Here is a 13,648-nt window from a genome sequence, read left to right as displayed (position 1 = left end):
AGCGCGACCACCACGAAGGGGGCAGGCACCTTTGTGGTGGTTTGGACCGGCTGGACGTGTGTGCATCGAGTGGTATCTAAGTTGAGATACCACTTCTGGTATATCAGCTTGCGTTTGCGTGAGTACAATACTCGAACGTTATACGTCTCAGCGCCCCTTGTGCGTGGACGTCTTGCAGTCACGCGAACGAAGGGATTTATCTTATGTGCGGAATCGTCGGCTACACCGGCTCTGATATTGCAAAGAACATCCTGGTCACGGGCCTCAAGCGTATGGAGTATCGCGGCTATGACTCCTCGGGCGTCGCGCTCGAGGTGGGCGAGGGCGCCGCGGCGCACCTCGACGTCATCCGCCGCGTGGGCAAGGTCGCGGGCTTGGAGAGCGAGCTTTCCAACATCGACAGCGACGCTACCTGCGGCATCGGCCACACCCGTTGGGCCACCCACGGCAAGCCCTCCGTCGTTAACGCTCACCCCCACACCAGCTGCGACGGTCGTATCGCCATCGTCCACAACGGCATCATCGAAAACTTCGCCGAGCTGCGCGAAGAGCTGGAGGGTCGCGGCCACCACTTTAAGAGCGAGACCGATACCGAGGTCTTCGCGCATCTGATCGAAGAGGCTTATGCCGAGGCGCACGACCTGATGGCCTCCGTGCGCGAGGCTTGCACCCACGTGGTCGGTGCCTATGGTTTGGCCGCCGTGTGCGCTGACGAGCCCGGCGTGATCGCCGTGGCCCGCAAGGATTCCCCGATCGTAGTCGGCGCGGGCGAAACCGGCTCCTATGTTGCTTCCGATGTCATCGCGCTCATCGACGCCACCCGCGATGTCGTGGTGCTCGAGGACGGTCAGTTTGCTAAGCTCACGCCCGCAGGCGTCGAGTACACCGACGAGGCCGGCAACGTTATCGAGCCCAAGGTCACCCACATCGACTGGGACCTGGACATGGCAGAAAAGGGCGGTTATCCCGACTTTATGCTCAAGGAGATTCACGAGCAGCCGCGCGTCGTGCGCGACACGCTGGTTGGTCGTATGACGCCGGCCGGCGAGCTCGACATCGACGAGCTGGGCCTTTCGCTCGAGGAGCTCAACGACATCGACCGCGTCTACGTGATCGCTTGCGGCACCAGCTATCACGCTGGCCTCATTGCCAAGAATCTCATTGAGGGCTGGGCTCGCATCCCCACCGAGGTGGAGGCGGCCAGCGAGTTCCGTTATCGCAACCCCATCATTACGCCGACGACGCTTGTCGTTGCCGTGTCCCAGTCGGGCGAGACGGCCGATACCCTTGCCGCCATCCGCGACGCGCGCATCAAGGGCGCCAAGGTCTTCGGCATCACCAACGTGGTGGGCAGCCCCGTGGCGCGTGAGAGCGACGGCGTCATCTACACCAAGGCCAACAAGGAGATCGCGGTCGCCTCGACCAAGAGCTTCATCGGCCAGGTTGTGAGCCTGACGCTGCTGGCCCTGCTGCTGGCGCAGGTCAAGTACCGCCTGACCACCAAACAGGCGCGCATGCTGTTCCGCGAGCTTTCCGATACTGCCGAGCAGATCCAGTGGATTTTGGACACGCAGACCGATGCAGTGCATGAGGCTGCCCTGCTGTGCAAGGATGCGCAGTCGGCGCTGTTCGTGGGCCGCGGCATGGGTGCCGCTATTTCCTACGAGGGTGCGCTCAAGCTCAAGGAGGTCAGCTACCTGCACGCCGAGGCCTACGCCGCCGGCGAGATGAAGCACGGCCCCATTGCCCTGATCGACCCGGGCTTCCCTGTCATCGCTGTGGCCACCAAGAGTGCCACCTACGACAAGACCGTGTCGAACCTTATGGAGTGCAAGGCGCGCGGTGCCAAGGTCATCGTCGTTGCCACCGAGGGCGACGAGGAGATCAACAAGATCGCCGACTGCATCATCCGCGTGCCGGCAGTCCGCGACGTGTTCAGCCCCATCACGGCGAGCGTTCCTCTGCAGCTGCTCGCACGCGAGGTCGCCATCCTGCGCGGCTGCGACGTCGACCAGCCCCGCAACCTGGCGAAAAGCGTTACCGTCGAGTAGTTGGTTCCGCCGTTCTAACAACTAAGGCCCGGCTCCGTTGCAGCGGAGCCGGGCCTTGTTGCATTTGCCCAGATAAAATCTGCCAAAATGAACCTGTCCCTTTTTGGCAGGTTAGCGGAGCTTGCTGGTCTCGAAGTACTCGGGGAACTGGTCCAGAACCTCGGTTTGGTTGCGGAACATCATGTGCAGGTGCTTGCTGACCAAAAAGCTCGCTTCGATGGGGTCGCGACCGGCGATAGCGCGGCGAATCTGCTTGTGCTCGTTCACGATGTCCTGATTGTCGAGAACCTGCGTGGCAGCGCGCAGCCAGCGGAAGCGCTCAAGGTCGGCATTGGTCTCTTCGAGCCACGACCACACGGTGCTGCGACATGCGATGCTAAAAATCATGTGATGCATGAGGTTGTCGCTCAAAAAGAAGCCGATGCGATCCTCTTCGGCCATGGCCTTTTCCTGCAGCACGATGGCGCGGTCGAGCTGCTCGATGCCAGCCGACGTGGCGCGCGCGCAGCACTCCACGATCACCTGCTTTTCCAGATGTTCGCGGATGTAACAGGCGCTCTCGGCAAGGGTGAGGTTGATGGGTGAGACGTAGGTGCCGCTCTGGGGCACGGTGCGCACCAGGCCTTCCTGCGCCAAGCGAACCAAAGCCTCGCGCACGGGCGTGCGACCCATGTCCAGGTCATCGCAAAGTTGCTTGACGCCCAGCTTTTCGCCCGGCTTGTAGTCCAGATAGACGATTTTGCGTCGAATGGTGTGGTAGGACTGGTCCTGTAGGCTCGTTTCCTGCTCGCCGACGTGCATCGATTCTTCCATAGCGCCTCGCAACTGTTCTATCAAACTCATATGTCAGTTGTTAATTATGCCGCGAATCAGCTCTCCGCGGTGGGTAATTCGGCTGTCGCCCGAGAACTATTGCGGCATCTTAGTCTGTGTTTGCGCAAGGCTGCGCTCAATGTTGCCGTATCATAAGCCGTCGCAAACGTGAAATAGAAAGAAGGAATCCCATATGCAACTGGCAAACATCGTACGCGAGCGCTGGAAAGGCGTTTTGTTCTGCCTGATCATCGCCATTCCCGCGACGTTGCTCGGCAAACAAATTGAGGTGGTCGGCGGTCCGGTATTTGCCATCCTCTTTGGCATGGTCCTGGCGCTCGTCTTTCCCAAGAATCGTCGCGAACAGCTCACCGCCGGCGTTACCTATACGTCCAAAAAAGTCTTGCAGTACGCGGTTATCCTGCTTGGCTTTGGCATGAACCTCTCCCAGATTCTGTCCAAGGGCGCCCAGTCGCTACCGATTATCGTGGCAACAATCTCGACCTCGCTTGTCATCGCCTTTGTGCTCTGCCGCGTTATGAACGTGCCGGGCAAGATCGCGACGCTTGTGGGTGTGGGTTCGTCGATTTGCGGCGGTTCTGCCATCGCCGCGACCGCACCCGTCATCGATGCCGACGATCGCGAGATTGCCCAGGCTATTTCGGTCATCTTCCTGTTTAACGTTATCGCGGCGCTCGTGTTTCCGACGCTCGGCGGCATGCTCGGGCTGACCAATGAGGGCTTTGGCCTGTTTGCCGGTACCGCCATCAACGACACCTCGTCGGTAACGGCTGCGGCGAGCGCCTGGGACAGCATGCATCCCGGCGCAAATGTGCTCGAGAGCGCCACGGTGGTCAAGCTCACCAGGACGCTGGCTATCATTCCCATCACGTTGGTCCTCGCATGCTGGCAGATGCATCTAGCACGCAAGGCCGGCGGCGACGCCAAAAGCACGTTCTCCCTTAAACGCGCGTTTCCCATGTTTGTGCTGTTCTTTGTGCTGGCGAGTGTGATCACCACGGTGCTTCAGCTTCCCGCGTCCTTTACGGCGCCCATCAAGGAGCTGTCGAAGTTCTTTATCGTGATGGCCATGGCGGCTATTGGTTTTAATACCGATATCGTCGAGCTGGTCAAAAAGGGCGGCAAGCCCATCGCGCTGGGCTTTTGCTGCTGGATTGGCATTGCGTGCATGAGTTTGGGAATGCAACACGTACTGGGAATCTGGTAGAGAAGTAGCTTGTTTGCGTGCTGCGTGCTGGTGAGCGCATTCTCACGGTGGAGCGATAGGAGCTCTTGCGGGTATGGCTTGTCCGCAGGTTTATAAGTCCCGAAGAGCTCTTATCGCCCCGCCAGGATGGCGATGCGGGGCAACACCTATACTCGCAGGACGGCGCTTCCTGCCCTATAGTGTTTGGTGGGCAATATCGTTCAATTTTGAAACACTCGGTCGTGCGACCGTCGGCGGTTGCACGTCGCTGCGGACAGGGGCAAATCATGGATAGCGATGCCAAGCTGAACATCTTGACCGAGGCCCTGGCTGCTGCCGGGGCCTCGGCATTGGCAATCGATGCGCGTGGGGACGTCGCGATCTCGACCATGAATGACGCGGCGCTCGAGCGGGATGTGGCGGCTTTTGTCGCTGAGCGCCTCGACCGTATAGGAGACGGCGCGCGTCTGGTTATGGGACGTGCGGGTGCGCGCCTGAGCCTGACCGTTCGCCCCACCGACAAAGAGGGTGGGGGCCTTTGGGTCGTCGTGGTCCGCGAGGTGCGCGGTGCCGCGGCGCATGCGGGTATCGAGTGGCTCAACGCCGACGAAGTTGAGGCTCGCTACGAATCGAGCGCGTACGGCATCGTTGAGGGGGCGGCCTCGGTGGCTGCGCCGGTTGCAGAGAGTTACGCGCGCGGTGTGCCCCTTATGCTCGAGGGCGAGCTGGGAGCGGGTCAGGTCGAGATCGCCAAGCGCCTCTATCTGGACGGTCCTTTTGCCGGTCAGCCCTTTGTTTCCGTTGCGCTCGATGAGCTCACCGATCGCGGTTGGCGCCATGTGCTCAAAAGCTCCGAATCGCCGCTGTTCCAAACGGGGCTGACACTTTGCATTGAGGGCTGGAATGCGGTTGGTCCCCAGCGCCTTCGCGAGCTCGTTTCCACGATGGCCGACACCGCGTTGGCGACGCGCTGCCATGTGGTGCTGACGGCGAATGACATGCCGGGCGGCAGCGAAAGCGATCAGGCTGCTTTTGTGACCGAGCGCTTCGCCTGTGCGGTGAGCGTGGCGCCGGCAATCGCCGAGCAGGGAGCCGCGTCGACGAAGGTCGCGTGCTATTTGGAATATCTCGCTGATGCATTTGGGACAGCAGCGCCCACGCTGTCTGCCGCGGCGACGAAGACGCTCGATGCTTACCGCTGGCCGCGCAATTATCTGCAGCTCCGCGAGGTCTCGGAACGACTGTATATATTGGTGGGGGCGGGCACGGTGGACCGCGCTGTGGCGGAGGAAGTGCTCGCCCAAGAGGACGTGATTAAGACCGCAACCTTTGGCGCCCCGACACTCGAAAGCGACCTGTATATCCTGCGACCGCTGGCAGATACCGAGCGAGATATCGCGAATCTGGTTGTAGATCATCTCCACGGCAACCGAACCCGTGCGGCGGAGGTGCTGGGCATAAGCCGTACAACGCTGTGGCGCTTGCTGAAGGACGATGACCGTTGAGCGAGGCGCCCGTGACCGCGCGCGACGCGTGTGCTACAGTCCAAAGCGTTATTGTTTCGATTTGGTTACGGCGTGCGAGGGCATATGGCTGAGACTTCAAAACCGAGCCGCAGAAGGCGGAGTGCCGCGCCGGTCAACCGACGCACAACATCGGTGACGTGGGGCAAACACGCCTCGGGGTTTGATGGCTCGTTCAAGCGCACTAAATACGGCTATCCTTCGGCAAGCGCTCGCTTGGCAATGCAGGCAGAGTCCTCGCTGTGGGGCCGCAAACGCGTGGTGGGCTCAAAGCTCAAGCACGACGGCACGCTCGGTTACATCAGCCGCGGGGCGGCTCGCCGCAGCGGGCTCAACCCGGCTGGTTGGCATCGTTATGTGCCGATCGTGGCCGTCGTTGCAGTGATCGTCATCGCACTCGCTGCGCTTGGCTACGCCGGCGGTGGTGCCAACTTGGACGCAGTGTTTAAATCGCCCGAGCTCGCGCATGCAGGCACAGAAGTTATCGAGGGCGCTCAGACCCAGACAGGCGTCGCGCCCCAGCGCGGCATCGTCGCGGCGGCCACCACCATCGCCGATGCTCAAAAGGACGAAGACAAGCAAGGCGACGACGCCGAAACGACCCAGACAAGCGAAGCGACGACAACTCAAATATCAACATAGCTTGCCGGCAGAAGGGGACGTTCCTTTTCTGCCGGCAGTTTGGGACACTCCTGCGCTACTTGACGTACACCACGTTGTTGCGGCGGGGTTTGGGCTCGGGTAGCGTGTCCTCGGCATAGCCCAGAATGCAGTTACCGACACCGCGCAGGCTGCCGTCGGCGGGCAGGCCCCAGCTGGCCAGCAGCTCCAGGCCCTCGGGCGAGTCAAAGACCTCATGCGCGCGGTGAATCCAGCACGAATCGACACCCAGTGCATAGGCGGCGTTGAGCAAGTTGCCCATGGCGAGCGAGCCGTCTTCCAGATGTGTGGGCACGCTGCGGTCAACCAGCACCACCACAACGGTCTTGGCGCCATAGAAGGGGTCGCTGTTGCTGTCCATGACCTGGGCGTTGAGCTGTGAGAGACGCTCGACGGTCGCGGGGTCGGTGACGGCGACAAACGTCACCGGCTGGCGGCCCATGCCGCTCGGTGCATATTGGCCGGCTTCGATAATATGTGCAAGCTTTTCGGCCTCGACGGGACGATTGCTGTAGTTGCGGCAGCTGCGGCGGTGAATGAGTGCTTCGATAGTCTCCATGGTGTCTCCTTGCGGTGGCGTTGCAGATGCCCCGTTCATACCCGTCGGGCTTAAACGATAGACGGTCAATTGCCCGGCCAAAAGGATAGATTCCAATTGGGAAAGTAGGTTTGCATAAAAGTACCTTCAGAATGTGACAAACAAATGGGATGGTTAAACGTTTTATCCCGTCTACCCTGCGGTTTTTTACCACTTGCCTAAATGACGAACGCATAACCTTTGATAAAGGTTTTACTAAAGGAGTACCAACGTTTATCAATGCGCCGTGGTGGCGCCGGGCCAGGAGGTAACATCATGTTCCAGGCTGGAGATGTCGTCGAGACCGATTTCGAAGGATTTCTGAAGCTGCTGCGTTCCAAGACGCGCGCTTTCGTGTCGATCAACGATCACGAGTACTACATCACGCACACCGATGGCTATTGGCGTGTTCAGGATTGCGAGGCCCTCAACGACAAGGGCCACTTTACTGACTGCTCCGAGCTGGTCAACACGGTCTGCGAGGTCGTCGAGCTGCCGTGGATTGCCGGCAAGAGCCTGCATGACAGCTTCTCGGGCGCTACGGTCTATGAGGCCGTCGCCGCTTAACAGGCAATAAAACTCGATTTTCACGTGACCGCTGGCGCCGCCCCCGCGCCGGCGGTCTTTTTCTGCCGATAGGCCATAAAAATGCACGCATTTGCAGAGAGCCTGTTGACGATAGTCAAAACTCGGACTAATCTAGAGACACATAATTGGTCAAAAATCGGACAATTGAATGGTGGGATAGATGAATAGTGCGGTTACGCTGGTCGACTTCGATCGGTTGCTCAATGGACTCGACCATATCTATTCGGAGTTCTCGCGCGCCTGCGGCCTTTCGGACTGCGCCTATTGGATGCTCGTCGACACCAGCACGGCGGGCGGCAGTATTGCCGTAAGCCGTCTGACAAGCGAATGGTTCTACAGCAAGCAGACCATCAACTCGGCAATTAAAGCCTTGACGGCGCGGGGCTTCGCAACGTTGGAGTTTGCCGAAGGCAGTCGTAAGAACAAGGTTGTGAGCCTGACCGAAGAGGGCAGGCGATTTGCCGAGCGTTATGCGCTGCCGGCACTCAAGGCCGAGCAGCGAGCCTTTGGCGCGCTTGAGCCATGTGAGCAGCGCGAGATTATGCGCTTGATCGGCAAATTCTCTCAGGTGCTCGGCGATGAGTGCGATGCCTTTAAGCAGCATATCGCTGCCGAGAGCCAAGCCGAGAATCAAGGTGAGGGGGAGTCGTGCGACTGTTAATGAGGTTTTTGAAGCCCTACCGAGGGCTTGTCGCAGTGACGCTGCTGGTGCTGCTGGTGGATAACGTCGGTACGCTGTTGGTTCCCACGATGCTGGCGAACATGGTCAACACCGGTATTACCACGGGCGATGTCGACTACATTTTACGCAACGGCCTATACATGTTTATCGCGACCAGCATGGCTAGCGGCGGCACGGTGTTGGGCTGCTATCTTTCGGCGCGCCTGGCCGCCAACGTGGCCTGCGATATCCGCAATGCCGTGTACGACAAATCGCTCGAGCTCGCGGCCAGCGATTTTGAGCGCTTTGGCACCGGATCGATGATCACGCGCTCGCTCAACGACATCAACGTGATTCAGCAGGCGATTCTGCAGACGATTCAGCTGGTGCTGCCCGTGCCGTTTTTGGCTGTGGCGGGCATCATATTCGCCTGGTTTATCGATCCCGCCATGGGCACGCTTCTGGGCGTAGTCGTTGCGATTGTGCTGGTGGCGGCGGTCTTTACGGTTGCCAACGCGGCTCCGATCTTTATGCGCCTACAGGGCTTTATCGACCGCATGAACGTGGTGCTGCGCGAGAATATTGTGGGCGTGCGCGTCATCCGTGCGTTTAACAAGGAGCGCCACGAGGAACGGCGTCTGGACGAGGTGTTTAGCGAATACGCCGCCAACGCCATCAAAGTCAACCACCTGTTTGTGGGCCTCGACAGCTCAAGCTTCTTTTTGATGAACATCGCCGAGGTGGCGGTGCTGTGGGTGGGCGGCAACCGCGTAGGCGCCCACGCCATGCAGATTGCGAGTATCTCGGCGGTGCTGGAGTATGCAATTCTGATCCTGTTCTTTGTGATGATGGCCCAGATGGTGGTGCTGACGCTTCCGCGTGCTGCCGCGTGCCTGAACCGTGCGCAGCAGGTGTTGGAGATTGAGCCGAGCATCGTCGATGGCGAGCGCACGCTGGATGACGGGGCGCGCGAGCCCCAAGACGAAGCCGATGCGGTGGCCATGTTCGACCACATGTCGTTTCGCTTTGACGATGCCGACGAGGACACCCTGTGCGACCTGAGCTTTGCCTGTCGTCGCGGTCAGACGACCGCAATCGTCGGCTCGACGGGTTCGGGCAAGTCGACGGTGGCCAAGCTCTTGCTGCGCTTCCACGATGCCACCAAGGGCACCATTCGCCTGGACGGTGTCGATCTGCGCGAGCTTTCGCAAGATGAGATCCGTGGACACATCGCCTATGTGCCGCAGAAGGCGTGGCTGTTCTCGGGCACCGTGGCAAGTAATCTGCGCTTTGGCAACGAGGGCGCGACCGAGACCGACATGCTTCACGCGCTTGAGGTTGCCCAGAGCACCTTTGTACTCGATCAGCCGCAGGGGCTCGATACCCCGGTGGCGCAGGGCGGCACGAACTTTTCAGGCGGCCAGCGCCAGCGCCTGGCCATTGCTCGCGCGCTCATGAAGCATGCCGATCTATATATCTTCGATGACAGTTTTTCGGCCCTGGACTTTAAGACCGATGCCGCCCTGCGTCATGCGTTGCAAGACGAGACGCGTGACGCTGCGGTGCTCATCATCGCGCAGCGCATCTCGACGATCTTGCACGCCGACCAGATCGTCGTGCTCAAGGATGGCGAGGTTGTGGGCTTGGGCACGCATGGCGAGCTTATGGAAACCTGCGAGGTGTACCGCGCCATCGCGGAATCGCAGATGAAGGGAGGTGAGTAGCATGACCGAGGAGCTCAAGAAGCAGGGCGGCGTTGATGACGCCGCTGCCGCGGTACTGGTCGAGGAAACGGCTGCCGTGGCACCCGAGCTGGATGACGCCGCCAAGGCTGCAGCCGAGCGCGAGGCTCGCCGCCAAGCGCTCTACGAGGAAAACGAACGTGCCGAGGACGAGCGCGCCCGCGCCGAGGCAGAGCGTATGCGCGACGTGGACGATGAAGACGAGGACGAGACGCCTCGAGATACCTGGGCGACGGTGCGCCGCCTGTGGAGCGAGGCTGCCGGCGACCATTGGCGCTTCTATATCGTGTTCGCGAGCATTGTGTTCTATGCCATCTTTAACACTGCTGCGCCGGCATATAGCGCCCGCGTGATCGATGAGCTGTGGAGCCACATTCAGGTGGCGTTTGCCAACGACACCACCTTCAGCATCACCTGGGAGAACTGCGGCAGGACTATCTTCATCTACTTTTTGATTTGGACGGCCGCCGCCTCGTTCTACGCGCTCCAGAGCTTTTTGATGTCGAGCGTGGCCGAACGCCTCAATCTGTGCCTGCGCAACCGCATCGCGCAAAAGCTCAACCGTCTGCCGCTCGCCTATTTTGACGCGCATCGTCCCGGCGAGGTCGTCAGCCGCGCGACCAACGACCTGGACAAGATGTCCGAGAGCATGCAGCGCGGATTGCTGCAGCTGCTCGTGTCGATCGGCACGGTTGTTGGTGCTGTGAGCGTGATGTTCGTGTTCAGCGTGCAGCTTACGCTCGTCTTTCTGTTCTTTACGGCACTGTCGCTGCTGGTGACGAAGGTCGTCTCGCGCCGCACACACGATGTGACGGGCGAGCGCCAGGAGTGGGTGTCCAAGATTACGAGTGCGGTCGAGGAAGGCTATTCGGGCCGTCTGGTGATCCGCGCGTTTAACCGCGAACGTCAGAGCTCCGCTGAGGTGCACGAGGCTTCGAAGGAACTGGCTCGTGTGAGCACCAAGGCCGACTTTATGATCAATGCTGTCGGCCCCGCAGTGCGCTTTATCGGCCGTTTGGCGCAGATCGTTATTGCGCTTGTGGGCTGCAGCATGTTGGTTGCCGGGCATATGACCGTCGGCGTGTTCCAGGCGTTCTTCCAGTTTATCTATGAGGCGTCCGAGCCCATGACGCAGCTGTCGTTTACCTTTAACTCGCTGCAGAGCGCGCTGGCGAGCGCCGAGCGCGTGTTCGACCTGCTCGATGAGCCCGAGATGGAGGCCGATCCGCTGCCGGACAAGGCCGCCAAGCTGCCGGGTCGCGTGGAGGGCCGCGTCTCCTTTGAGCACGTGCGCTTTGGTTATTCGCCCGACAAGCCGCTTATGCGCGACGTGTCGTTTACCGCCGAGCCGGGCCAGAAGATTGCCGTGGTGGGAACCACGGGCGCAGGCAAGACGACGCTCATCAACCTGCTCATGCGCTTCTACGAGATTGACGGCGGGCGTATCACGCTCGACGGCGTGGATACGAGCCGCATGGATCGCGGCGAGCTACGGCAGCAGTTTGGCATGGTGCTGCAGGACGCCTGGCTGTTCGATGGCACGATTGCCGAAAACATCGCCTACGGCTGCCCCGAGGCAACGCGCGACGAAATTGTGGCCGCGGCTCGTGCCGCGCAGGTCGACTTCTTTGTGCGCACCATGCCGCAGGGCTACGACACGCGCGTGGCCAACGATGCCGAAAGCATCAGCCAGGGCCAGCGTCAGCTGCTGACCATCGCACGCGTGCTGCTCAATAACCCGGCGATTCTCATCCTGGACGAGGCGACCTCAAGCGTGGACACGCGTACCGAGCTTGCCATCGGCCGTGCCATGGATGCGCTTATGCGCGGGCGCACGAGCTTTGTGATCGCACACCGCCTGTCGACGATTGTGGATGCCGACCTGATCTTGGTCATGGATCACGGCAACATTATCGAGCAGGGCACGCATAAGGAGCTGCTGGCTGCCGAGGGTGCCTACGCCGACCTCTATCTGAGCCAGTTCGCATAATGTGACAAAGGGACAGTCCCGCATGTCGCATCAACGCAAAGGCGCGCCGGGGATGAATTCCCTGGCGCGCCTTCTTGCGTTGATGCCGATGTCGTTTTGTGCCGCTTGCGTTCCTAGCGCTCGTCCACGAGCTTGGCGACGAGGGCCTTGAGCTCGGCCACCTCTCGCTCGAGTTCTTTGACGCGGCGGGCGTTCTCGGTGATGCCTTGGCGGTTGAGGGCACTCTGCTCGGCAGCGTCATCGGGCATGTACTCGCGATGCTGCTTGGCGTCGAAGCTCTCCTCGAACACGCGGCAGCCGTTGCGCTTGATGATGCGTCCCGGCACGCCCACGACGGTGCAGTTGTCGGGCACGTCCTTGACGACGACCGAGTTGCCGCCGATCTTGACGTTGTTGCCGATGCGGATGTTGCCGAGCACCTTGGCGCCCGTGCCCACGGTGACGTTATCGCCGAGCGTTGGGTGGCGTTTGCCGGTCTCGTTGCCGGTGCCGCCGAGCGTAACGCCCTGGTAGAGCACGCAGTTGTCGCCCACAATGGTGGTCTCGCCGATGACGACGCCCATGGCATGGTCGATAAAGAAATGCTTGCCGATCTGCGCGGCAGGGTGAATCTCGACGCCGGTGATGTGGCGGGTGATTTGCGAGAGCACGCGGGCGAGCGAGCGATGACCGTGCTCCCAGAGCCAGTGCTCGGGCACGTGGTTCCACTTGGCGTGCAGGCCAGGATAGGAAAGGAAGATGACCAGACCGTTTTGTGCAGCGGGGTCTTGCGCCTGGACGGTCTTGATATCCTCGCGAATGGTATTGATAAAGCTCACCGGCCGCCCTCCCTTAGCGCCATGGCAATGCGATTCAATAAAGTATAGCGATTCGCTAGGGATTAGGAAGGACAATCTTGGCGGCATTGCGCGACAGGTGTCAGTTATGCAAACTTGCTGGTAATGGAGTCATGCTTTTGTGGGGTTGCGCACGAGGGGACGCCGCAACCGTATACTGGTCAACTTGGACGTATCCGCGCCCACAACTGAGAGGTTTTACTTCATGGGTTTCATTAATTTTATCGCCGAGCTGCTCAAAGACCCGCGCACCGCGATTGCCAGCTGGATCGCCGCCGGCCCGCTTATGGCCTACGGCTGCGTGTTCCTGATCATCTTTATCGAGACGGGCGTGGTGTTCTTCCCGTTCCTTCCCGGCGATTCACTGCTGTTCGCCTCGGGTTTCTTTGCCCACAATGGCGGCTTTAACATTGTGGCGCTTCTGGCCACCGCATGGGCCGCCGCCATTTTGGGCGATCAGTGCAACTTTATGATTGGTCACTTCTTTGGCAAAAAGATCATCGCTTCGGGCAAGGTCAAGGCCATGACGCCCGAGCGCATCAAGAAGTCCGAGGACTTCTTGGACAAGTGGGGTCACCTGGCCATCTTCCTGGGTCGCTTCTTCCCGTTTATCCGCACCTTTGTGCCCTTTATCGCTGGCATGGGCGGCATGCACTGGCGCAATTTTGTCATCTTTAACGTGCTGGGCGGCATTACCTGGTCGACGCTCTTTACACTGCTGGGCTACTTCTTTGGCGGCATTCCCTTTGTGCAGGAGCACTTTGAGCTGCTGATTATCGGCATCGTTGCCGTGTCGATCATCCCGACCGTGGTCGGTCTGGTTAAGGCCAAGCTGGGCAAAAAGAACGCGTAGCTCGAGCCAGCGCGCAAACCGTGCAGTCAAGGCCCGTCACCGCTTGCGGTGGCGGGCCTCTTTGCTTTATTTCAAGACTTTAGTCCGCTGGCCGCGCAGCGGCCAGCTTTAAACCACCCGCTACGCGGGTGGAGACAAACGGCTTTA

The 13,648-nt window shown here is 60.2% G+C and carries 12 protein-coding genes; 9 read left to right on the top strand and 3 right to left on the bottom strand.

What is annotated here, in order from left to right; all coding sequences use genetic code 11:
• Window positions 1–203: 203 nt before the first annotated feature.
• Window positions 204–2,051 carry a glutamine--fructose-6-phosphate transaminase (isomerizing) gene (gene glmS, locus I1969_RS09735; RefSeq protein WP_195234969.1) on the top strand — a complete coding sequence of 616 codons (1,848 nt, stop codon included), beginning with the start codon at window positions 204–206 and terminating at the stop codon, window positions 2,049–2,051.
• A gap of 111 nt (window positions 2,052–2,162) precedes the next feature.
• Here glmS and I1969_RS09730 read toward each other — a convergent pair whose 3' ends face one another.
• Window positions 2,163–2,864 carry a GntR family transcriptional regulator gene (locus I1969_RS09730; protein WP_050766156.1) on the bottom strand — a complete coding sequence of 234 codons (702 nt, stop codon included), beginning with the start codon at window positions 2,862–2,864 and terminating at the stop codon, window positions 2,163–2,165.
• Window positions 2,865–3,057: 193 nt separating this feature from the next.
• On the opposite strand from I1969_RS09730, the gene I1969_RS09725 reads away from it, so the two are divergent.
• From I1969_RS09725 to I1969_RS09715, 3 genes are all read left to right on the top strand, one after another.
• Window positions 3,058–4,092: a YeiH family protein gene (locus I1969_RS09725; RefSeq protein ID WP_195234967.1), complete on the top strand. Its 1,035-nt coding sequence runs from the start codon at window positions 3,058–3,060 to the stop codon at window positions 4,090–4,092.
• Between the two features lie 266 nt (window positions 4,093–4,358).
• Window positions 4,359–5,576, top strand: coding sequence for a helix-turn-helix domain-containing protein (locus I1969_RS09720; RefSeq protein ID WP_195234965.1), 1,218 nt, complete (start codon window positions 4,359–4,361; stop codon window positions 5,574–5,576).
• A gap of 84 nt (window positions 5,577–5,660) precedes the next feature.
• Entirely contained in the window at window positions 5,661–6,236 is a 576-nt protein-coding gene (locus I1969_RS09715) for a hypothetical protein (protein WP_156327681.1), read from the top strand.
• 55 nt (window positions 6,237–6,291) lie between these two features.
• Here the strand turns inward: I1969_RS09715 and I1969_RS09710 are convergent, their stop codons facing one another.
• The gene (locus I1969_RS09710; RefSeq protein WP_195234963.1) at window positions 6,292–6,813 is read right to left on the bottom strand and encodes a nitroreductase family protein; all 522 of its coding nucleotides are present in this window, start codon (window positions 6,811–6,813) and stop codon (window positions 6,292–6,294) included.
• A 294-nt stretch (window positions 6,814–7,107) separates the two neighbouring features.
• On the opposite strand from I1969_RS09710, the gene I1969_RS09705 reads away from it, so the two are divergent.
• From I1969_RS09705 to I1969_RS09690, 4 genes are all read left to right on the top strand, one after another.
• On the top strand, window positions 7,108–7,398 hold the full coding sequence (locus I1969_RS09705) for a hypothetical protein (RefSeq protein WP_006235631.1): 291 nt from the start codon (window positions 7,108–7,110) through the stop codon (window positions 7,396–7,398).
• 181 nt (window positions 7,399–7,579) lie between these two features.
• On the top strand, window positions 7,580–8,080 hold the full coding sequence (locus I1969_RS09700) for a MarR family winged helix-turn-helix transcriptional regulator (protein WP_195234955.1): 501 nt from the start codon (window positions 7,580–7,582) through the stop codon (window positions 8,078–8,080).
• A complete protein-coding gene (locus I1969_RS09695; protein WP_195234953.1) occupies window positions 8,080–9,804 on the top strand; it encodes an ABC transporter ATP-binding protein in 1,725 nt (574 codons plus the stop codon). The genes I1969_RS09700 and I1969_RS09695 overlap by 1 nt, the downstream gene beginning before the upstream one ends.
• A 1-nt stretch (window position 9,805) precedes the next feature.
• The gene (locus tag I1969_RS09690; protein WP_195234951.1) at window positions 9,806–11,812 is read left to right on the top strand and encodes an ABC transporter ATP-binding protein; all 2,007 of its coding nucleotides are present in this window, start codon (window positions 9,806–9,808) and stop codon (window positions 11,810–11,812) included.
• Between the two features lie 113 nt (window positions 11,813–11,925).
• Here the strand turns inward: I1969_RS09690 and cysE are convergent, their stop codons facing one another.
• Complete coding sequence (gene cysE / locus I1969_RS09685) at window positions 11,926–12,630, bottom strand: serine O-acetyltransferase (RefSeq protein WP_124786624.1); 705 nt, start codon at window positions 12,628–12,630, stop codon at window positions 11,926–11,928.
• Between the two features lie 223 nt (window positions 12,631–12,853).
• Here cysE and I1969_RS09680 point away from each other — a divergent pair, with 223 nt between their 5' ends.
• On the top strand, window positions 12,854–13,501 hold the full coding sequence (locus I1969_RS09680) for a DedA family protein (RefSeq protein ID WP_195234949.1): 648 nt from the start codon (window positions 12,854–12,856) through the stop codon (window positions 13,499–13,501).
• Window positions 13,502–13,648 lie beyond the last annotated feature (147 nt).

This window comes from Collinsella aerofaciens (assembly GCF_015548375.1).
In the GTDB taxonomy this organism is placed as follows: Bacteria; Actinomycetota; Coriobacteriia; order Coriobacteriales; family Coriobacteriaceae; genus Collinsella; species Collinsella aerofaciens_AB.
This window is presented reverse-complemented; position numbering and strand designations above follow the sequence as displayed.

What these genes read in the sequence shown, in the direction of transcription:
- glmS (WP_195234969.1), top strand. Translation starts at nt 204, where the DNA reads ATGTGCGGAATCGTCGGCTACACCGGCTCTGATATTGCAAAGAACATC.
- I1969_RS09730 (WP_050766156.1), bottom strand. Translation starts at nt 2,864, where the DNA reads ATGGAAGAATCGATGCACGTCGGCGAGCAGGAAACGAGCCTACAGGAC.
- I1969_RS09725 (WP_195234967.1), top strand. Translation starts at nt 3,058, where the DNA reads ATGCAACTGGCAAACATCGTACGCGAGCGCTGGAAAGGCGTTTTGTTC.
- I1969_RS09720 (WP_195234965.1), top strand. Translation starts at nt 4,359, where the DNA reads ATGGATAGCGATGCCAAGCTGAACATCTTGACCGAGGCCCTGGCTGCT.
- I1969_RS09715 (WP_156327681.1), top strand. Translation starts at nt 5,661, where the DNA reads ATGGCTGAGACTTCAAAACCGAGCCGCAGAAGGCGGAGTGCCGCGCCG.
- I1969_RS09710 (WP_195234963.1), bottom strand. Translation starts at nt 6,813, where the DNA reads ATGGAGACTATCGAAGCACTCATTCACCGCCGCAGCTGCCGCAACTAC.
- I1969_RS09705 (WP_006235631.1), top strand. Translation starts at nt 7,108, where the DNA reads ATGTTCCAGGCTGGAGATGTCGTCGAGACCGATTTCGAAGGATTTCTG.
- I1969_RS09700 (WP_195234955.1), top strand. Translation starts at nt 7,580, where the DNA reads ATGAATAGTGCGGTTACGCTGGTCGACTTCGATCGGTTGCTCAATGGA.
- I1969_RS09695 (WP_195234953.1), top strand. Translation starts at nt 8,080, where the DNA reads ATGAGGTTTTTGAAGCCCTACCGAGGGCTTGTCGCAGTGACGCTGCTG.
- I1969_RS09690 (WP_195234951.1), top strand. Translation starts at nt 9,806, where the DNA reads ATGACCGAGGAGCTCAAGAAGCAGGGCGGCGTTGATGACGCCGCTGCC.
- I1969_RS09680 (WP_195234949.1), top strand. Translation starts at nt 12,854, where the DNA reads ATGGGTTTCATTAATTTTATCGCCGAGCTGCTCAAAGACCCGCGCACC.